We start from the raw sequence: 17,492 nt of genomic DNA, 5'->3' as shown, positions 1-17,492 counted from the left end.
CCTCGACCGTCCGACCGCTGCCTCCGCGTGACGCGCGTCCCAATCCGCGCAGCACACTGATGAGTAACAACGGGGTTACCGCGGTGAGGTTACGCAATATTGTCACCTCCGTCACGGCGAACCCAGGAACCGAGACCGACCCGAGACCCGGTGCACGACCGTGCACCCGACCGGTCGGCACACCGGACCGGGCCCGCCTCGCGCGAGGGCGCCGGGCGCGACGGCGGAGACGTCGCTGAACGACGCTGAACGACGCGGAACGACGCTGGGGGCGACCCCGCGCACGTCGTGCGCGGAGCCGCCCCCAGCGGGTGCAGCGGTGCCGGCCGGGGCCGGCGGTGGCGTGACCGCAGGGGTCACGCCGAGGTCACTTCAGGGAGACGGTGGCCCCGGCGCCCTCGAGGGCCTCCTTGGCCTTGTCGGCGGTGGCCTTGTCGACCTTCTCGACGACGGCCTTCGGCGCGGCCTCGACCAGCTCCTTGGCCTCCTTCAGGCCGAGCGAGGTGAGGGCGCGCACCTCCTTGATGACGTTGATCTTCTTGTCGCCGGCAGCCTCGAGGATGACGTCGAACTCGTCCTGGGCCTCCTCGGCCGCACCGCCGGCGGCGCCGCCGGCAGCGGGGGCGGCGGCCACGGCGACCGGGGCCGCAGCGGTGACGCCGAAGGTGTCCTCGAACTGCTTCACGAACTCGGAGAGCTCGATGAGGGTCATCTCCTTGAACGCGTCGAGGAGCTCGTCGGTGGTGAGCTTCGCCATGGTGGCGGTTCCTTCCATTCGGTGGCTCGACGCTCGCGCGCCGGGCCGGGTTTCAGGTGGTGGGTAGCCGGAGCCGGATCCTGGACGGATCAGGCCTCGGTGGCGTCGCCCTCGTCAGAGGCGTCCGCGGCAGCGGGCGCCTCGTCGGCGGGGGCATCGGCGTCGGCCGGAGCCTCGGCCGGGGCCTCCTCGGCGGCGGCCGGCGTGCCGGCACCACCTGCGAGGATCGAGGGGTCCTGCTCGGCCTTCGCCTGGAGCGCACCCGCGACGCGGGCGGCCTGGGCGAGGGGGGCGTTGAGCAGGTAGACGGCCTGGCTGAGGCTGGCCAGCATGGCGCCGGCCATCTTGCCCAGGAGCACCTCGCGCGACTCGAGATCGGCCAGCTTGGCGATCTCGGCGGCGTCGAGGGGCTGTCCGTCGAGGACACCGCCCTTGATGATCAGGGCGGGGTTGGCCTTGGCGAAGTCACGCAGACCCTTGGCCGCCTCGACGACGTCGCCCTGGATGAAGGCGATCGCGGTCGGGCCGGCGAGCAGGTCGTCGAAGCCTGAGATGCCCACCTCGTTGGCGGCGATCTTGGCCAGCGTGTTCTTGACCACGGCGTAGTTGGCGTTCTCGCCGAGGGAGCGCCGCAGTTCCTGCAGCTGCTTCACGGTGAGACCGCGGTAGTCGGTCAGCACGGCGCCCGCGGCGTCGTTGAACGACTCCACGATCTCCGCGACAGCCGCCTGCCTGTCAGCTCGCGACATGGGTCTCCTTCCGATCTGGGAGACCACCGCCCGATCCCCGGAAAAGACGAACGCCCCGAGCGCAGGCTCAGGGCGGGGATCGTTGCGATCAGCTGCTCTGCATCCTGCGCGGGTCGTCCGCTCTCGCGGAGCCTTCGATCGTGCTGCTGGTGCGACACGACAACCGGCGGTCTCTGGTTACAAGGCAGGACAGTACGCCGCGCGGCGGGGCGCACCCAAATCGCGGGCGGCCCGCCGCTGCGCCGGCACCGCACCCCTCCCGACGCCGGCACCGGCCCCCCTCCCGCCACGGACCGCGCGTGCCCGCGGCCCGCGACGCTGGCAGGATCGGGGCATGACCCAGCGAGCCCCGCTCAGCACCCTGTCCGCCGACGACCTCGCGGCCTACCGCTCGGCACGCGCCGACGACTACGCCGCCCTCCAGGCCCGCGGCCTGAAGCTGGACCTGACCCGCGGCAAGCCGTCGAGCGAGCAGCTCGACCTCTCCGACCGGCTGCTCTCGCTGCCGACCACCACCACGGACCGGGCCGGCACCGACGTGCGCAACTACGGCGGTCTCGAGGGCCTCCTGGAGCTGCGTGAGATCTTCGCCGACCTCCTCGGCGTCGAGACCGCCCAGGTGCTGTGCCAGGGCAACTCCAGCCTGACCCTGATGCACCAGGTCGTCACCGACCTCCTGCTGTGGGGGGCGCCGGGCGTCGACCGCCCCTGGAAGGACGAGGAGGTCGTGAAGTTCGTCTGCCCGGTGCCCGGCTACGACCGCCACTTCTCCATGCTGGCCGACTTCGGCATCGAGATGGTGACGGTGCCGATGCACGAGGACGGCCCCGACGTCGACGCCGTCGCCGCCCTGGTCGCCGACGACCCGAGCGTCAAGGGGCTGTGGATCGTGCCCACCTACGCCAACCCCTCGGGCTCGGTGTGCTCCCAGGAGGTCGCGGCGCGACTCATGGCGATGCCGACCGCCGCGCCCGACTTCCGCGTCTTCTGGGACAACGCCTACGCGGTGCACCACCTCACCGACGCCGAGGTCAAGAGCGCCGACGCCTTCAGCCTCGCCGCCGCCTCCGGCCACCCCGACCGCCCGATCATGTTCGCCTCGACCTCCAAGATCACCTACGCCGGCGCCGGTGTCGCCGTCGTGGCGCTCTCGGAGGCCAACAAGGCGTGGTTCCTGCGCCACCTCGGCATGGCCTCCATCGGCCCCGACAAGGTCAACCAGCTGCGCCACGCCGAGTTCTTCGGCGACGCCGACGGGGTGCGCGCGCACATGCGCAAGCACCGCGAGATCATCGCGCCGAAGTTCGCCGCCGTCGACGCGGCCCTCACCGCCGAGCTCGAGGGCCTCGACGTCGCGGAGTGGACCCGTCCCACCGGCGGCTACTTCGTCAACCTCGACGTGCTCGACGGCACCGCGTCGCGGGTGGTGGAGCTGGCGAAGGCGGCCGGCATCGCCCTGACCCCGGCAGGGGCGTCCTTCCCCCACGGCCGGGACCCCCGCGACCGCAACATCCGCCTGGCCCCCACCTTCCCCTCGCTGGGCGAGGTCGAGACCGCGATGGCCGGCGTCGCCACCTGCGTGGCGCTCGCGGCCGCCGAGTCGCTCAGCGGCTGAGCCGGCGCTCCCGGCGTACGACGAAGGCCCGGTGCCCCCTCGCGGGGGCGCCGGGCCTTCGTCGTCAGGCCGGTCGCGCGCCAGCGGCGCGCGGGACCGCAGCGCTCAGGCCGTGGCCTCGTCGTCGGAGGCGACGTTCTTCACGCGGTTCGGGTCGACCTGGACACCGGGGCCCATGGTCGTCGAGACGGTGACCTTCTTGATGTAGCGGCCCTTGGAGCTGGCGGGCTTGAGCCGCAGCACCTCCTCGAGCGCCGAGGCGTAGTTCTCGGCCAGCTGGGTCTCGGAGAACGAGGCCTTGCCGATGATGAAGTGCAGGTTGGCGTGACGGTCCACGCGGAACTCGATCTTGCCGCCCTTGATGTCGGTGACGGCCTTGGCCACGTCGGGGGTGACGGTGCCGGTCTTCGGGTTCGGCATGAGGCCGCGGGGGCCGAGCACGCGGCCGAGGCGGCCGACCTTGCCCATCATGTCGGGGGTCGCCACGACGGCGTCGAAGTCGAGCCAACCGCCGGAGACCTTCTCGATGAGGTCGTCGCCGCCGACGACGTCGGCGCCGGCCTCGCGGGCGGCCTCGGCCTTGTCGCCGTTCGCGAAGACGAGGACGCGGGCGGTCTTGCCGGTGCCGTGGGGCAGGTTGACCGTGCCGCGGACCATCTGGTCGGCCTTGCGGGGGTCGACGCCGAGGCGCATCACGACGTCGACGGTCTCGTCGAACTTCTTCTTGCTGGTGGTCTTGGCGATCTTGATCGCGGCCAGCGGGGCGTGGATCTCGTCCTTGTCGAACGACTCGGCCGCCGCGCGGTAGGTCTTGCTGCGCTGCATGTCTGGGTCTCTTTTCGTCGAATGCCAGGTGTGGTCAGGTGGGCCAGCGCGGCCCTGCCACGTGGTGCGTGGAGGTGGTGCGTCAGTCGGTGGTGATGCCCATGGAGCGGGCGGTGCCCTCGACGATCTTGATCGCGGCGTCGATGTCGTTCGCGTTCAGGTCGGGGAGCTTGGTCGTGGCGATCTCGCGCACCTGGTCCTTGGTCAGCTTGCCGACCTTCTCCTTGTGCGGGACGCCCGAGCCCTTCTTGAGGCCGGCGGCCTTCTTGATCAGCTCGGCGGCCGGAGGGGTCTTCGTGATGAAGGTGAAGGACCGGTCCTCGTAGATGGTGATCTCGACCGGGATCACGTTGCCGCGCATGGCTTCGGTCTGGGCGTTGTAGGCCTTGCAGAAGTCCATGATGTTGACACCGTGCGGACCGAGGGCGGTACCGACCGGCGGGGCCGGCGTCGCGGCGCCGGCCTGGAGCTGCACCTTGACCAGTGCGGCGATCTTCTTCTTCGGAGGCATCTCTACTTCTCTCTTCCGTGGTCATGACGGGGGCGGTCCCCCTGCCACATGTGCGTGGTGCTGGCCGCCTCGGGGGCGGCCGGGCCTCAGACCTTCTGGATCTGGCTGAAGCTCAGCTCGACCGGGGTCTCCCGGCCGAAGATCTCGACGAGGGCCTTGACCCTCTGCGACTCACCGTTGATCTCGGTGATCGTGGCGTGGAGCGTGGCGAACGGACCGTCGACCACCATGACGGAGTCGGACACGTCGAAGTCGGCGACCTCGACGGGCTTCCTGGCGGTGGTGGCGCTGCCGGGGGTCGAGGTGCCGGTCGCGACGGCCTCGGCCTCGGCGCGGGCCACGACGGCGGGGGCGAGCATGTCCTCGACCTCGCTCATGGTCAGCGGCACGGGCTGGTGGCTGTTGCCGACGAAGCCGGTGACCGACGGCGTGTGGCGCACGGCCGACCACGACTCGTCGGTGAGGTCCATGCGCACGAGGACGTAGCCCGGCAGGACGGTGCGTCGCACCATCTTGCGCTGGCCGTTCTTGATCTCCGCGACCTCCTCGGTGGGGACCACGATCTCGTGGATGTAGTCCTCCATGTTGAGGGAGATGATGCGGTTCTCGAGGTTGGACTTCACCCGGTTCTCCATGCCGGAGTAGGTGTGCACGACGAACCAGTCGCCGGGCTTGGCCCACAGCTCGCGGCGGAAGCGCTCGAGCGGGTCGTCCTCGTCGGGCTCGTCACCGTCGGACCCGCCGTCGGCCTCATCGGCCGCGTCGGCCTCGGCGTCGTCACCGGGGAGGCCCTCGGAGTCGCTGGTGTCCTCGACGACGTCCACGGGCTCGGTCGCCTGGAGGGGCAGACCCAGCTCGTCGACGGCGCCGGGCGCCTCGTCGGGGTTGCCCGACGTCTCGAGGGCCGCGTCGGTCTCCTCGGTCTCGATCGAGTCGTGCTGCTCCGTCACAAGTGCTCCATCAGGTCTGTGTCTCGTCGTCGGCACGGCGTCGGCCGGTGCCGGGTGCCCGCCCCGGGGGGCTGGCGGTGGGTGCGCGTCGCTACTGCGCGGCGTTGCCGGTGAAGACGGCGAACGCCAGGCGGCCCAGGCCGAGGTCGAGGGCCGACACGAGCGCCATCATCACGAGGACGAACACCATCACCACGAAGAAGTAGGTGACCAGCTGCTCCTGGGTCGGGTAGACGACCTTGCGGAGCTCGGCGACGACCTGGCGGTAGAACGTCGGCAGGCTCGTGCGCTTCGCGGTGCTGCTGTCGCCCGGGTCGCGGACCGCCTTGCTGTCCGACACGACCGTCACCTCTCCTCGTTGAGTCCGACCGGTCGGGTCCGACCGGTTGTCCTGCAGGGCACGAGGGACTTGAACCCCCAACCTTCGGTTTTGGAGACCGATGCTCTGCCAGTTGAGCTAGTGCCCTCCGGCGGACTGCGGGCATGCCGAAGCATGTGGACAGACCGCCAGTCGAGAACTCTACGCACTGCACCCGGCAGGCGCCAAAAACCGGTCCGGGCGCCCTGGGCGACCAGCCCTACGATGGCCGGCGTGCGCGACCTCCAGGCCCTGCCCAAGGCCCACCTCCACCTGCACTTCACGGGGTCGATGCGCCACGCCACGCTCCTGGAGCTGGCCGAGCGCGACGGCATCGCACTGCCCGACTCCCTGGTGGAGGACTGGCCGCCCCGGCTGAGCGCCGCCGACGAGAAGGGGTGGTTCCGCTTCCAGCGGCTCTACGACGTCGCGCGCTCGGTGCTGCGCACCGAGGCCGACGTGCGCCGGCTCGTGCGCGAGGCCGCGGAGGACGACGTGCGCGACGGCGGCCGGTGGCTGGAGATCCAGGTCGACCCGAGCGGCTACGGCGCCCGCTTCGGCGGCATCACCGCCTTCACCGACCTGGTGCTCGACGCCGTGGCGGAGGCCTCGCGCGCCACGGGCCTGGGCATCGGCGTGGTCGTCGCCGCCAACCGCACCCGCCACCCGCTCGACGCCCGCACCCTGGCCCGGCTCGCCGCGCAGTACGCCGGGCGGGGCGTGGTCGGCTTCGGGCTCTCCAACGACGAGCGCCGCGGGGTGACCGAGGACTTCGGCCCGGCCTTCGCCATCGCCCGCCGCGCCGGCCTCCTGCTCGCCCCCCACGGTGGGGAGCTGCTGGGGCCGGCCTCGGTGCGCCGCTGCCTCGACGCCCTGGGGGCCGACCGCCTGGGCCACGGCGTGCGCTCGGCCGAGGACCCGCGCCTGCTCGACGAGCTGGTCGCGGCCGGTGTGGCGCTGGAGGTCTGCCCGGTCTCCAACGTCGCCCTGGGCGTCTACAGCGACCTCACCTCGGTGCCGCTGCCCACCCTGCTGGCCGCCGGTGCCCAGGTCGCCCTCGGCGCCGACGACCCGCTCCTCTTTGGCTCGCGCCTGGCCGGGCAGTACGCCACGATGCGCGCCGCCCACGACCTCGACGACACCCGGCTGGCCGACCTGGCCCGGATGTCGCTGCGGGCCTCCCGGGCTCCCGACGACCTGCGTGAGCGCGCGCTCGCCGAGGTCGACGACTGGCTGCGGGCCCCTGCGCCCTAGGCTCCCGCGCCCGGCACCCGGTCGGCTGCTCCCGGCCACCCGGTCCCGATCGCCGCGGCGGCCCCCGCGAACGCGTCCCGGGTGGGAGGATCGGCCCGTGAGCGACCCCGACGAGACGATGCCCCCCACGCACCAGCCCTACGGCGGCGCCGGACGGTCAGGCGACGCTCCGGCGTCCGGGCAGGGCCAGCCGCCCGAGCCGCAGGCCCCCTACGGGTCCTCCTCCCAGCAGGGTCCCTACGGACAGCCGCCCGCGACCCAGCCCTACGGACAGCCCTACGGACAGCCCTACGGCCAGCCCTACGGACAGCAGCCCTGGGCCGGCCAGCCCTACGGGTACGCGGCCCCGACGACCACCCACCCGCAGGCCAACACCGCCCTCGTGCTCGGCATCGTGGCGATCGGCGGCATGTTCGTGTGCGGCCTGCCCGTGCTGGTGTCGCCCTTCGCGTGGTACGTCGGGGCGAGGGCCAAGCGGGAGATCGAGGCCGAGCCGGGCCGCTGGAGCGGGCGCAGCGAGGCCAACACCGGCATGGTCCTGGGCATCGTCGGCACCGCGCTGCTCGCGCTGGGCGTGCTCGCGGCGGTGCTGCTGGTCACGCTCGCGGTCGCCGGCTCCTCGGTCTGAGGACCCGGTCCGGGGTCACAGCGAGCAGCCCACCAGCACCGGCTCGTTGACCAGGCGTACGCCGAAGCGCGCCTCGACGCCGTCGCGGACCTCGCGGGCCAGCGCCAGGACGTCGGCCGCCCGCGCCGCACCGCGGTTGGTGACGGCGAGGGTGTGACGCGTCGACAGCGTCGCGGGGCCCGAGCCGTGGCCCTTGCCGAAGCCGGCGTGCTCGATCAGCCAGGCCGCCGACGTCTTGACGCGACCGTCGGGCTGCGGCCAGGCCGGGGCGCCCTCGGGGAGGTCGCCGGGGGCCACGACGGGGTTGGTGAAGAACGAGCCCGCGCTCCACGTGTCGTGGTCGGCGGCGTCGAGCACCATGGCCTTGCCGCGGCGCAGTCCGAGCACGGCCGCGCGCACGTCGGCGAGCGGGGCGCGCTGGCCGACCTCCACGCCGAGGGCGCGCGCCAGCTCGGCGTACCGGACCGGCTCGCCGAGGGTGCCGACGCGCAGCTGGAAGGTCACGCTGAGCACGACGAAGCGCCCGGGCTCGGTCTTGAAGCGGGAGTGGCGGTAGCCGAAGCCGCAGTCGGCGTTGGCCAGCGTGAGGACCCGGGAGTCCACCCGGTCCCAGACGCGCACCGAGGCGATGGTGGAGGCGACCTCCTGGCCGTAGGCGCCGACGTTCTGGATCGGGGTGGCGCCGACCGCGCCGGGGATGCCGGCGAGGGCCTCGATGCCCGCCCACCCGGCCTCGACGGCACGGGCGACGAGGGCGTCCCAGCCCTCCCCCGCGGCGACCTCGACCATGACCCCGCCGCAGGCGGCGGCCTCCTCGGGGTCGACGTCGGGCCGCACCCCACGGGTGGCGACGGCGACGACCGTGCCTGCGAAGCCCTCGTCGGCGACGACCAGGTTGCTCCCGCCGCCGAGCACGAGCACCGGGGTGGCGTCCGCGTCGGCCTCGCGCACGGCGGCGAGGAGCTCCTCCTCGGTGGTCGCGGTGACGAAGCGCTGCGCCGGACCCCCGACGCGCAGGGTGGTGTGGTCGGCCAGCCGCTCGCTCATGCGCGCACGACGGCACGGGGCATGCCGAGCACCTTCGTGCCCCCGCAGGTGACCTCGAGGGCGAGGGTGACCAGACCGTCGTCGACCTCCTTGACGCTCGCGCCCACCACGACCTCGACCCCGTCCTCGTCGTCGGGCACGACGACCGGCTGGGTGAACTTGCAGCCCAGCTCGACCACCTCGGCGCCGTCGGTCCAGTCGGCCACCGCCCGCGCGGCGAGGGCCATCGTGAACATGCCGTGCGCGATGACCCCCGGCAGACCCACCGACGTCGCGACGCGCTCGGACCAGTGGATCGGGTTGAAGTCGCCGCTGGCGCCGGCGTAGCGGACCAGGTCGGCACGGGTCACGGAGAAGGTGCGCGGCTCCAGCACGGCGCCCTTCACCAGGGCCCCCGCCCCCGGCACCGCGCTCACGCCTCGCCCCGGTGGACGAGGGTGGCGGTGGCGGTGCAGACGAGCGCACCGTCGGCGTCGGAGATGTCGCTGCTGGTGCCGATGATGTCGTTGCCACCGATCTGGCGCAGCGTCGCCACGGTCAGCTTCGCGGTGAGCACGTCGCCGGCGACCACCGGGCGGGCGTAGGTGAAGCGCTGCTCGCCGTGGACGATGCGGCGCAGCTCGACCTGCTCGGCCTCGAGGAAGTCGTTCATGGCGTCGAAGGCGAGCACGATCGGGAACGTCGCGGGGGCCGGGCCACCCTCCCAGGAGCCGCCCGAGGCCTCCGCGAACGCCCGGAGGCGCTCCTCCGAGACCGGGTAGGGCCGTGTGGGCGGGTAGGCACGACCGACGAGCGAGGAGTCGACTGGCATGCTCCCCAACCTAGTCGCAGCCGACGGCCGGGACGACGCGGCGTGGCCCTGGAGGGCGGCCCGTGGAAAGCAGACGACCCGCCCGGTGGAACCGGGCGGGTCGTGGAGCGTCGAGGACGCGGCGTCAGCGGGTCTCGCGGTGAGCCTGGTGCTGACGGCAGCGGGGGCAGAACTTCGCCAGCTCGAGCCGGTCGGGGTCGTTGCGGCGGTTCTTCTTGGTGATGTAGTTGCGCTCCTTGCACTCGACGCAGGCGAGCGTGATCTTGGGGCGAACGTCGGAGCTCTTGCTGGCCACGGGAAGTCCTTGCGGGTCGTCGATGGGTGCGGAGATTGGTAGCGGGAGCGGGACTCGAACCCGCGACACCACGATTATGAGTCGTGTGCTCTAACCACCTGAGCTACCCCGCCACACGGGCAGGAGTGCGCCCCCCAGAGTAGCCCGGGGGGCGTCACGCCTGTGCCAGAGCCCCTTTACGGAATCGAACCGTAGACCTTCTCCTTACCATGGAGACGCTCTGCCGACTGAGCTAAAGGGGCAACGACCGAGAACCATACACACGCCGGGCGGGATCGAAAAATCGGCCCGCAACGACGCTCAGGACACGGCCCCGGGAGCCGCTCCGGGCCCCCTCACGGAGGCGAACGGGCGGGCCTGCTCGAGCTCCAGCGACAGCTCGAGCAGCAGGGCCTCGCGCCCCGCGCCGGCGGACAGCACGACCCCCTGCGGGAGCCCCGAGGAGGTGGTCGCCAGGGGCAGCGACACCGACGGGTCGCCGGTGACGTTCTGCACCGGGGTGAAGGCCACCCAGGCCAGCAGCCGCTCCACGATCGTGGCGTGGTCGAGGGTCGGTGACAGGTGGCCCAGGAGCGGCGTCTCGTGGGCCACAGTAGGGGTCAGCAGAACGTCGTGACGGGCGAAGAAGGCCGCGGAGCGGTCGGGGGCCCGGCGCATCCGCAGCAGTGCCGCGGGCAGGTGGTGCACGTGGCGCCGCAGGTGCCGGTCGAGCCCGCGGGTGAGGTGGTCGAGCCGCTCGGGGTGCCAGTCGCGGCGGTGGACCAGGCGGCCGGTGCGGACCACGGCGGAGGCGAGGAAGGCCCAGTAGAGCAGGAAGTCGTCGGGGAGGGACGCGTCGGCGGGCACCTCGGCGACCTCCTCGACGTGGTGGCCGAGGTCCTCGAGGAGCGCGCCCACGCCCCGGGTCAGCGCCGCGACCTCGGGGCTGGCGCCGTGGCGCAGGCCGGTGGTGTTCAACGCCACACGCAGCCGGGCACGACCGGGGCGGGTGATGTCGCCCACGGGCGGGAGGTGGAGCGCGCGGTAGACCCGCTCGGCCTCGCGGAGGAAGGCGGCGGTGTCGCGCACCGAGCGCGTCAGCACCCCGTCGCTGACGATGCGCACGGGCATGTCGCGGTGCACGCGGTCCTGGGCCAGCCGGTCGCGCGTGGGCTTGAGGCCGACCAGGCCGTTGACCGAGGCGGGGATGCGGATGGAGCCGCCTCCGTCGTTGGCGTGGGCCAGCGGCACCGCCCCTGCGGCCACGAGCGCGGCGGCGCCGGCCGACGAGGCCCCGGCCGGGTGGTCGGTGGACCAGGGGCTGCGCACGGGCCCCAGGCGGGGGTGCTCGGCGACCGCGTTGAAGCCGAACTCCGAGAGCCGGGTCTTGCCCAGCACGACGAGCCCCGTCGCACGGACCATCCGGGCCACGTCGCCGTCGCGCCTCGCCACCGGCGCGGTGTAGGCGTCGGTGCCGTCGCCCGTGGGCATCCCCGCCGCCGCGACGTTGTCCTTGAGGTACGTCGGCACCCCGGCGAAGAAGCCCGGCCGGGGGTCGAGCGCCTCGGTGCGGGCCCGGTCGTGGGCGGCGTGGGCGACCGCGCCGAGGACCGGGTCGACCCGCTCCACCCGGGCGATGGCCGCGTCGACGACCTCGCGCACCGAGACCTCGCCGCTGTGCAGCGCGGCGACCAGGCCGACGGCGTCGTGGTCGGCCAGGGCGTCGTCGGTGAAGGCGTGCACGCGCATGCCGGGACGCTACTGCGTGACCTCGCCCCTGCGGTGGCAACCGAGCAGGTGGGGGTCGAAGACGCCGACGGCCTCCATGAGGGCGAACATCGTGGTCGGCCCGACGAAGGCGTAGCCGTGCCGCTTCAGCGCCTTCGACAGCGCCGTGGACTCCGGCGAGGTGGTCTGCTGCTCCCCGGTGTGGCGCGGGGCCGGAGGAGCCTGCGGAGCGTGCTCGAGCACCAGCGCCTCCAGGCCGCCGGAGGAGCGCAGCGCGACCGTCGCCGCGGCGTTGGTGAGCGCGGCCTCGATCTTGCGGCGGTTGCGCACGATGCGGGCGTCGGCCATCAGTCGCTCGGTGTCGGCGGCGTCGAGGGCGGCCACCCGCTCGGCGTCGAAGCCGAGGAACGCCTCGCGGAAGGCCGGGCGCTTGGCCAGGATCGTCGACCACGAGAGGCCCGACTGGAAGGCCTCCAGCGTGAGCCGCTCGAAGTACGCCGACTCCCCGGACACCGGCCGACCCCACTCCTGGTCGTGGTAGTCGCGCATCGTGCCGGGCGCACCCGCCCACGGGCACCGTGCCACGCCGTCCTCCCCCACGACGGGCCCCACCCCGGTGCCGCTCACCGGCGCTCGCGCAGCCGCACCCGCGGCAGGTCGGGGGCCGGGATCGGCGCCAGCGACTCACCGGGCACGACGCCGAAGGGACCGTCGACGGCGTGGTCGGGGGAGCCGTCGGCGCCCGCGCCGGCCTCGACCTGGGCCTGCCAGGCCGCGCGGTGGGCGACGACCTCGTCGTGGTCGCGGCCCACGAAGTTCCACCACATCACGATGGCCTCCCCGAAGGGCGGGCCGCCGAGCACCAGCAGGCGCGCCCCCTCGGCGCCGGCGTGCAGGGCCAGGACGCCCGCTCCCGGTGGCACGTAGGCGAGCTCGTGGGCCTCGACCGCCTCCCCCGCCGCGTGGACCGAGCCGGTGTCGACGAGCACCCCGTGCTCGAAGGAGGGGTCGACGTCGAGGTCGAGCCGCGCCCCGGGCTCCAGCAGCAGCTCGGCGCCCAGCAACGGGGTGTGGGTGGACACCGGGGAGGTCTCCCCCAGCAGCGACCCGAGGAACACCCGGGCCACCCAGCCGTCCCCGGTGCGCGGTGCGGGTGCGTGGTGGTCGAAGGCGGGGTCGACGAAGCGGGCGCCGTCGGGCAGGGCCACCCACAGCTGCGCGCCGTGGAGGGTGGTCGTGCCGGGGGGCGACACCTCGGAGTGGCTGATGCCCCGGCCGGCGGTCATGAGGTTGAGCTCCCCGGGGCGCACCATCGCGGCCGTGCCGAGGCTGTCGCGGTGCTGCACCTCGCCGGTGAACAGCCAGCTCACGGTCTGCAGGCCGGTGTGGGGGTGGGGTGCGACGACCATGCCGCCGGTGGAGGCGACGTCGTCGGGCCCGTAGTGGTCGAGGAAGCACCACGCGCCGATGAGGGAGCGCCCTCGCTGGGGCAGCGTGCGTCGCACCGTCATGCCCCGCGGGCCACCGAGCGGCACCAGCCGCGGGGCGACGACCTCCACGGTCGTCGACCCCGCGACGCAGGTGACCTCGTCGGGACGCTCCTCGAGGTTGCTCACCGCTGCTCCGTCCTGGGCCGGGCCGGTCAGGAGAGCTGGTCGGGCTCGACCCAGTGCTTGCCCTCGTCGTCGGCGTCGACGCTGGGGTCGAAGAGCACCCCGGCGTTGCTGTTGATCTCGTCGCCGGCGACCGCGTCGGTGGGCCGCAGCGTGACGATCACGGACTTGAAGGCCGGCTGGTTGCTGCCGAGCGCCTTGGACTCCAGCGGGACCAGGGGGTTGGTCTCGGGGTAGTAGGCCGCCGCGCAGCCGCGGGGCTGCTCGTAGGAGACGACCCGGAAGGCCGGGGCCTCGCGCCGCGAGCCGTCCTCCCACTCGCTGCACAGGTCGACCATCTGGCCGTCGACCAGGCCCAGCTCGGTGATGTCCTCGGGGTTGACGAACACCACGCGGCGACCGTTCTTCACGCCGCGGTAGCGGTCGTCGAGACCGTAGATCGTGGTGTTGAACTGGTCGTGCGAGCGCATGGTCTGCAGCACCAGCCGGCCCTGCGGCACCTCGAGGATCTCGGTGGGGATCGCGGTGAAGACGGCCTTGTCGACCTTCGTGGGGAAGGTGCGGGAGTCGCGCGGCGGGTGCGGCAGGACGAACCCGCCGGGCTGGGCGACCTTCTCGTCGTAGGACTCGCACCCGGGCACGACGCGCGCGATGCGGTGGCGGATCTCGCTGTAGTCGGAGCGGAACGCGTCCCAGGGGAGGTCGTGGCGCTCGCCGATGGTGGCCTGGGCCATCGAGCAGATGATGTCGACCTCGCTGCGCAGGTGCTCCGAGGCCGGCTTGAGCGGGCCCTTGGAGGCGTGCACGGCCGACATCGAGTCCTCGACGGTGATGCGCTGCTCGCGGCCGCCGGTGTGGTCCTTCTCGCTGCGGCCCAGCACGGGGAGGATGAGGGCCTCGGTGCCGTGCACGACGTGCGAGCGGTTGAGCTTGGTCGAGACGTGCACGGTCAGGTCGGCGTTGCGCATGGCAGCCTCCGTGACCGTGGTGTCCGACATCGCCGAGACGAAGTTGCCGCCCATGCCGAAGAAGACCTTGATCTTGCGGTCGCGCAGCTCGCACACGGCGGCCACCGCGTCGACGCCGTGCTCGCGCGGCGGGTCGAAGCCGAACTCCGCCTGGAGGGCGTCGAGGAAGTGCGCCGGCGGGCGCTCCCAGATGCCCATCGTGCGGTCGCCCTGCACGTTGGAGTGCCCGCGCACCGGGCACAGACCCGCACCGGGCTTGCCGATGTTGCCCTGCAGGAAGGCGAGGTTGGAGATCTCCTTGACCGTGGCCACGCCGTTGCGGTGCTGGGTGATGCCCATGGCCCAGCAGATCGTGGTGGCGTCGGACTCGGCGAACATCCGCGCGGCCGCCTCGATCTGCTCACGGCTCAGGCCGGTGGCGCGCAGGACGAGGTCCCAGTCGAGCGCGCGGGCGGTCTCGGCCCAGGCCTCGAAGCCGGTGGTGTGGCGCTCGATGAAGTCGTGGTCGAGGGCGTCCCACTCCAGGAGCAGCGAGCCGATGGCCTGGAAGAGCGCCTGGTCGCCGTTGATCTTGACCGGCAGGTGCATGTCGGCGATCTCGGTGCCGTTGAGCGCCATGCCCTTGGGCGTCTGGGGGTTCTTGAACCGCACCAGGCCGGCCTCGCGCAGCGGGTTGATCGCGAGGATCTTCGCGCCGTTCTTCTTGGCGATCTCCAGCGCGCTGAGCATGCGCGGGTGGTTGGTGCCGGGGTTCTGGCCGGCGATCACGATGAGCTTCGCGACGTGGATGTCCTCCAGGCTGACCGAGCCCTTGCCGATGCCGATCACCTCGGCCAGGCCGACCGAGGTCGACTCGTGGCACATGTTGGAGCAGTCGGGGAGGTTGTTGGTGCCGAAGGCGCGCACGAAGAGCTGGTAGGCGAACGCCGCCTCGTTGGAGGTCTTGCCCGAGGTGTAGAACACCGCCTCGTCGGGGCTGTCGAGGCCCTGGAGGTGGCCACCGATGAGGGCGAAGGCGTCGTCCCAGCTGATCGGCTCGTAGTGGGTGCCGCCGGCCCGCACGACCATCGGCTCGGTGAGGCGACCCTGCTGGCCCAGCCAGTAGTCGGTGCGCTCGCGCAGCTCGGCCAGGGGGTGGGCGGCGAAGAACTCCCGGCCGATGGTGCGCTTGGTGGCCTCCTCGGTGACCGCCTTGGCGCCGTTCTCGCAGAACTCGGCGGTGTGGCGGTGCGACGGGTCGGGGTCGGGCCACGCGCAGCCCTGGCAGTCGAAGCCGTCGGCCTGGTTGAGCTTGAGGAGCGTCTGCGCGGTGCGCACGACACCCATCTGCTCGATGGAGCGCTTCATGGAGACCGCGACCGCGGTCTTGCCGGCAGCGGCGTGGGCGGTGCCGCCGACCTCGAGGTCGGATTCGTCGATGTCGTGGCGGGGGGCGGTGCGGCTCATGGGCACCATCATGCTCCGGCGCACCAGCGCCACCACACCTGCCCGGGTGGCAGACCTGGCTCGCGCCCGCACCGCGCCGCTAGATTGCGGGCCCCGAGGTGTGCGAGCACCCACCGAGCCCCACCCAGGAGAGACCATGTCGTCCTACGACCCGCCGAACCCCCCGAACCCGCAGGACCCCTACGGCCAGCAGGGCGCCGGCCAGCCCGGCTACGGCGCACCCCAGTACGGGGCTCCCCAGTACGGCGCGCCGCAGTACGGCGGCCAGCCGGGCGGCCCGGTGCCCGCGGGTCTGCTCGAGCGCTTCCTGGCCCGGCTCATCGACGGCGTGCTGATGGGCATCGTCAGCTTCATCATCGGCCTGGTCTTCGGCGGCGCCGTGGTCGCCACCGGCGGCACCGGCACCGACGGCCAGAGCTACGCCGCCGCCGCGGCCGCCACCGTGCTCGGCGTCATCGTCAACCTCGCCTACTTCGGCTTCCTGGAGTCCTCCCGCGGCGCCACGCTGGGCAAGCAGCTGCTCAAGCTGCGCGTGGTCGCCCCCGAGGGCGGCAACCCGACCCTCGCCACCGCGGTGAAGCGCAACATCTTCCTCGCCTTCGGCCTGGCCGGGCTGGTCCCGTTCCTCGGGATCATCGGCAGCCTCGCGACCCTCGTGGCCGTCATCGTCATCGCCGTGCAGATCAACGGCGACAAGGCCCAGCGCCAGGGCTGGCACGACAAGTTCGCCGGCGGCACCCACGTGGTCAAGGTCGGCTGACCCGACAGCACCAGCAGCACCAGCAGCACCAGCAGCACCCAGCAGCACCGCCTCGGGGCGGGTCAGGCCGACAGCCTGGCCCGCCCCGACACGCGTGCGTGCACGGCGAGCATCGCCTCGACCGTCTGCGGCCAGGTGAAGAGCTCGGCGCGGGCCCGGGCGCCCGCCCGGCGCGCACCCTCCGGCCGGGCCGCGAGCTCCAGCACCGCGTCGGCCAGGGAGGCGGCGTCGGGCGCACCCCAGGCGCCCGAGGCGGCGTCGACCAGCTCGCGGGCGCCACCGCGGTCGGCGGTGACGACCGGGGTGCCGCAGGCCAGGGCCTCGAGCACGGCCAGCCCGAAGGTCTCCCCCGGGCACACCGACAGAGCGACGTCGGCCGCGGCCAGCCGACCGGCGACCTCGGCGCGACCGGCGACGTAGCCGTGCAGGCGCACCGGCGCGGCGCCCGCCAGCGCCTCCAGCTCGTCGCGGTGCGGGCCCTCGCCGTAGACGTCGAGACGCACGGGCACCCCGCGACGGTGGAGCTCCACGGCGGTGGCGACGGCCAGGTGCGGCGACTTCTCCCGCGAGAGCCGGCCGACGTGCACCAGGCGCAGCTCCGGCCCCGCCGTCGGGCGCGACGGGTCGGGGCGGAAGGTCGCGAGGTCGACCCCGAGCGGCACCTGCGCGACAGGGCAGCCGGCGGCTGCGGCTACCTGCGCGAACTCGCGGCGCGCGTAGTCGGAGGTCACCACGAGGGTGTCGACACTGCGCACGAGCAACCGGTTGAGCACGCGCACCGAGGCCTTGGCCCCGAGGTCGAGGCCCGTGCGCAGGGCGAGCATGTCGTCGAGGCGCTCGTGGGAGAAGAGCACGCTGCCGACCCCACGGCGACGGGCCCAGCGCGCCACGGGCAGCAGCGTCGTCTTGTCGCTGAGCTCCACCGAGGTGGGCGCGAAGTCCTCCAGCACGTCGGTGACGCGCCAGGGCTCGACGATCAGGCGGTAGCCGCCACCGACACGCGGCGCGCGCAGCTGCACGACGTCGCCCTCCGGGGTCTCGGTGCGGGCGTCGACCGGGCCCGGCACGACGAGCAGCCGTCGCGCGCCGGCCGCGGCGTACCCCTGTCCGAGCGCGGCGACGGCGGTCCGCATGCCGCCGGAGGAGGGGCCGATGAAGTTGGCCAGCTGGGCGATGCGCACGCGGGTCACCGTGGCGG

The 17,492-nt window shown here is 73.0% G+C and carries 19 protein-coding genes and 3 tRNA genes; 4 read left to right on the top strand and 18 right to left on the bottom strand.

The window, feature by feature from the left end:
• Positions 1–367 precede the first annotated feature (367 nt).
• Both rplL and rplJ read right to left on the bottom strand, forming a co-directional pair.
• Complete coding sequence (gene rplL / locus ASF50_RS17730) at positions 368–757, bottom strand: 50S ribosomal protein L7/L12 (RefSeq protein ID WP_056864785.1); 390 nt, start codon at positions 755–757, stop codon at positions 368–370.
• An 89-nt stretch (positions 758–846) separates the two neighbouring features.
• The gene (rplJ, locus tag ASF50_RS17725) at positions 847–1,506 is read right to left on the bottom strand and encodes a 50S ribosomal protein L10 (protein WP_056864786.1); all 660 of its coding nucleotides are present in this window, start codon (positions 1,504–1,506) and stop codon (positions 847–849) included.
• A gap of 334 nt (positions 1,507–1,840) precedes the next feature.
• Here rplJ and ASF50_RS17720 point away from each other — a divergent pair, with 334 nt between their 5' ends.
• A complete protein-coding gene (locus ASF50_RS17720) occupies positions 1,841–3,121 on the top strand; it encodes an aminotransferase class I/II-fold pyridoxal phosphate-dependent enzyme (RefSeq protein ID WP_056864787.1) in 1,281 nt (426 codons plus the stop codon).
• A gap of 105 nt (positions 3,122–3,226) precedes the next feature.
• Here the strand turns inward: ASF50_RS17720 and rplA are convergent, their stop codons facing one another.
• The 5 genes from rplA to ASF50_RS17695 all read right to left on the bottom strand — a co-directional run bounded on the left by rplA (position 3,227) and on the right by ASF50_RS17695 (position 5,874).
• The gene (gene rplA / locus ASF50_RS17715) at positions 3,227–3,946 is read right to left on the bottom strand and encodes a 50S ribosomal protein L1 (protein WP_056864788.1); all 720 of its coding nucleotides are present in this window, start codon (positions 3,944–3,946) and stop codon (positions 3,227–3,229) included.
• An 82-nt stretch (positions 3,947–4,028) separates the two neighbouring features.
• On the bottom strand, positions 4,029–4,457 hold the full coding sequence (gene rplK, locus ASF50_RS17710) for a 50S ribosomal protein L11 (RefSeq protein ID WP_056864789.1): 429 nt from the start codon (positions 4,455–4,457) through the stop codon (positions 4,029–4,031).
• Between the two features lie 86 nt (positions 4,458–4,543).
• Entirely contained in the window at positions 4,544–5,407 is an 864-nt protein-coding gene (nusG, locus tag ASF50_RS17705; RefSeq protein WP_235557730.1) for a transcription termination/antitermination protein NusG, read from the bottom strand.
• Between the two features lie 91 nt (positions 5,408–5,498).
• Complete coding sequence (gene secE / locus ASF50_RS17700) at positions 5,499–5,747, bottom strand: preprotein translocase subunit SecE (RefSeq protein ID WP_056865227.1); 249 nt, start codon at positions 5,745–5,747, stop codon at positions 5,499–5,501.
• 54 nt (positions 5,748–5,801) lie between these two features.
• Positions 5,802–5,874 (bottom strand) — tRNA-Trp (locus ASF50_RS17695).
• Positions 5,875–5,990: 116 nt separating this feature from the next.
• Here ASF50_RS17695 and ASF50_RS17690 point away from each other — a divergent pair.
• Positions 5,991–7,019 (top strand): adenosine deaminase, encoded by a 1,029-nt coding sequence (locus ASF50_RS17690; RefSeq protein WP_056864790.1) that lies wholly within the window; start codon positions 5,991–5,993, stop codon positions 7,017–7,019.
• Positions 7,020–7,116: 97 nt separating this feature from the next.
• Positions 7,117–7,647, top strand: a complete 531-nt coding sequence (locus ASF50_RS19975; RefSeq protein WP_056905347.1) for a DUF4190 domain-containing protein — start codon at positions 7,117–7,119, stop codon at positions 7,645–7,647.
• A 15-nt stretch (positions 7,648–7,662) separates the two neighbouring features.
• Here ASF50_RS19975 and ASF50_RS17680 read toward each other — a convergent pair whose 3' ends face one another.
• The 10 genes from ASF50_RS17680 to ASF50_RS17635 form a co-directional block, all read right to left on the bottom strand.
• Positions 7,663–8,694, bottom strand: coding sequence for a UDP-N-acetylmuramate dehydrogenase (locus tag ASF50_RS17680; protein WP_056905346.1), 1,032 nt, complete (start codon positions 8,692–8,694; stop codon positions 7,663–7,665).
• Complete coding sequence (locus tag ASF50_RS17675) at positions 8,691–9,110, bottom strand: MaoC/PaaZ C-terminal domain-containing protein (protein WP_414855748.1); 420 nt, start codon at positions 9,108–9,110, stop codon at positions 8,691–8,693. The genes ASF50_RS17680 and ASF50_RS17675 overlap by 4 nt, the downstream gene beginning before the upstream one ends.
• Positions 9,107–9,505 carry an FAS1-like dehydratase domain-containing protein gene (locus ASF50_RS17670; RefSeq protein ID WP_056905345.1) on the bottom strand — a complete coding sequence of 133 codons (399 nt, stop codon included), beginning with the start codon at positions 9,503–9,505 and terminating at the stop codon, positions 9,107–9,109. The genes ASF50_RS17675 and ASF50_RS17670 overlap by 4 nt, the downstream gene beginning before the upstream one ends.
• Before the next feature lie 124 nt (positions 9,506–9,629).
• Positions 9,630–9,800 carry a 50S ribosomal protein L33 gene (gene rpmG / locus ASF50_RS17665; RefSeq protein ID WP_056864794.1) on the bottom strand — a complete coding sequence of 57 codons (171 nt, stop codon included), beginning with the start codon at positions 9,798–9,800 and terminating at the stop codon, positions 9,630–9,632.
• A 36-nt stretch (positions 9,801–9,836) separates the two neighbouring features.
• Positions 9,837–9,913: transfer RNA gene (locus tag ASF50_RS17660), tRNA-Met, on the bottom strand.
• Between the two features lie 56 nt (positions 9,914–9,969).
• Positions 9,970–10,042 (bottom strand) — tRNA-Thr (locus tag ASF50_RS17655).
• 58 nt (positions 10,043–10,100) lie between these two features.
• Positions 10,101–11,528, bottom strand: a complete 1,428-nt coding sequence (locus tag ASF50_RS17650; protein ID WP_056905344.1) for an amidase — start codon at positions 11,526–11,528, stop codon at positions 10,101–10,103.
• Between the two features lie 9 nt (positions 11,529–11,537).
• A complete protein-coding gene (locus ASF50_RS17645; protein ID WP_056905343.1) occupies positions 11,538–12,134 on the bottom strand; it encodes a DNA-3-methyladenine glycosylase I in 597 nt (198 codons plus the stop codon).
• On the bottom strand, positions 12,131–13,123 hold the full coding sequence (locus ASF50_RS17640; protein WP_056905342.1) for a pirin family protein: 993 nt from the start codon (positions 13,121–13,123) through the stop codon (positions 12,131–12,133). The genes ASF50_RS17645 and ASF50_RS17640 overlap by 4 nt, the downstream gene beginning before the upstream one ends.
• Positions 13,124–13,149: 26 nt before the next feature.
• Positions 13,150–15,534, bottom strand: coding sequence for an FdhF/YdeP family oxidoreductase (locus ASF50_RS17635; protein WP_082503373.1), 2,385 nt, complete (start codon positions 15,532–15,534; stop codon positions 13,150–13,152).
• A gap of 136 nt (positions 15,535–15,670) precedes the next feature.
• On the opposite strand from ASF50_RS17635, the gene ASF50_RS17630 reads away from it, so the two are divergent.
• Positions 15,671–16,294, top strand: a complete 624-nt coding sequence (locus tag ASF50_RS17630; protein WP_056905341.1) for an RDD family protein — start codon at positions 15,671–15,673, stop codon at positions 16,292–16,294.
• A 62-nt stretch (positions 16,295–16,356) separates the two neighbouring features.
• Here ASF50_RS17630 and ASF50_RS17625 read toward each other — a convergent pair whose 3' ends face one another.
• Positions 16,357–17,484 (bottom strand): glycosyltransferase, encoded by a 1,128-nt coding sequence (locus ASF50_RS17625; protein WP_082503337.1) that lies wholly within the window; start codon positions 17,482–17,484, stop codon positions 16,357–16,359.
• Positions 17,485–17,492 lie beyond the last annotated feature (8 nt).

It is taken from the genome of Nocardioides sp. Leaf307 (assembly GCF_001423135.1).
GTDB lineage: Bacteria > Actinomycetota > Actinomycetes > Propionibacteriales > Nocardioidaceae > Nocardioides > Nocardioides kribbensis.
This window is presented reverse-complemented; position numbering and strand designations above follow the sequence as displayed.

Excerpts from the sequence above, each read along its gene's own strand:
- ASF50_RS17635 (WP_082503373.1), bottom strand. The coding sequence starts at position 15,534 with ATGAGCCGCACCGCCCCCCGCCACGACATCGACGAATCCGACCTCGAG.
- ASF50_RS17720 (WP_056864787.1), top strand. The coding sequence starts at position 1,841 with ATGACCCAGCGAGCCCCGCTCAGCACCCTGTCCGCCGACGACCTCGCG.
- ASF50_RS17630 (WP_056905341.1), top strand. The coding sequence starts at position 15,671 with ATGTCGTCCTACGACCCGCCGAACCCCCCGAACCCGCAGGACCCCTAC.
- ASF50_RS17650 (WP_056905344.1), bottom strand. The coding sequence starts at position 11,528 with ATGCGCGTGCACGCCTTCACCGACGACGCCCTGGCCGACCACGACGCC.
- ASF50_RS17690 (WP_056864790.1), top strand. The coding sequence starts at position 5,991 with ATGGCCGGCGTGCGCGACCTCCAGGCCCTGCCCAAGGCCCACCTCCAC.
- ASF50_RS17680 (WP_056905346.1), bottom strand. The coding sequence starts at position 8,694 with ATGAGCGAGCGGCTGGCCGACCACACCACCCTGCGCGTCGGGGGTCCG.
- rplA (WP_056864788.1), bottom strand. The coding sequence starts at position 3,946 with ATGCAGCGCAGCAAGACCTACCGCGCGGCGGCCGAGTCGTTCGACAAG.
- rplJ (WP_056864786.1), bottom strand. The coding sequence starts at position 1,506 with ATGTCGCGAGCTGACAGGCAGGCGGCTGTCGCGGAGATCGTGGAGTCG.
- ASF50_RS17670 (WP_056905345.1), bottom strand. The coding sequence starts at position 9,505 with ATGCCAGTCGACTCCTCGCTCGTCGGTCGTGCCTACCCGCCCACACGG.
- rplK (WP_056864789.1), bottom strand. The coding sequence starts at position 4,457 with ATGCCTCCGAAGAAGAAGATCGCCGCACTGGTCAAGGTGCAGCTCCAG.
- rplL (WP_056864785.1), bottom strand. The coding sequence starts at position 757 with ATGGCGAAGCTCACCACCGACGAGCTCCTCGACGCGTTCAAGGAGATG.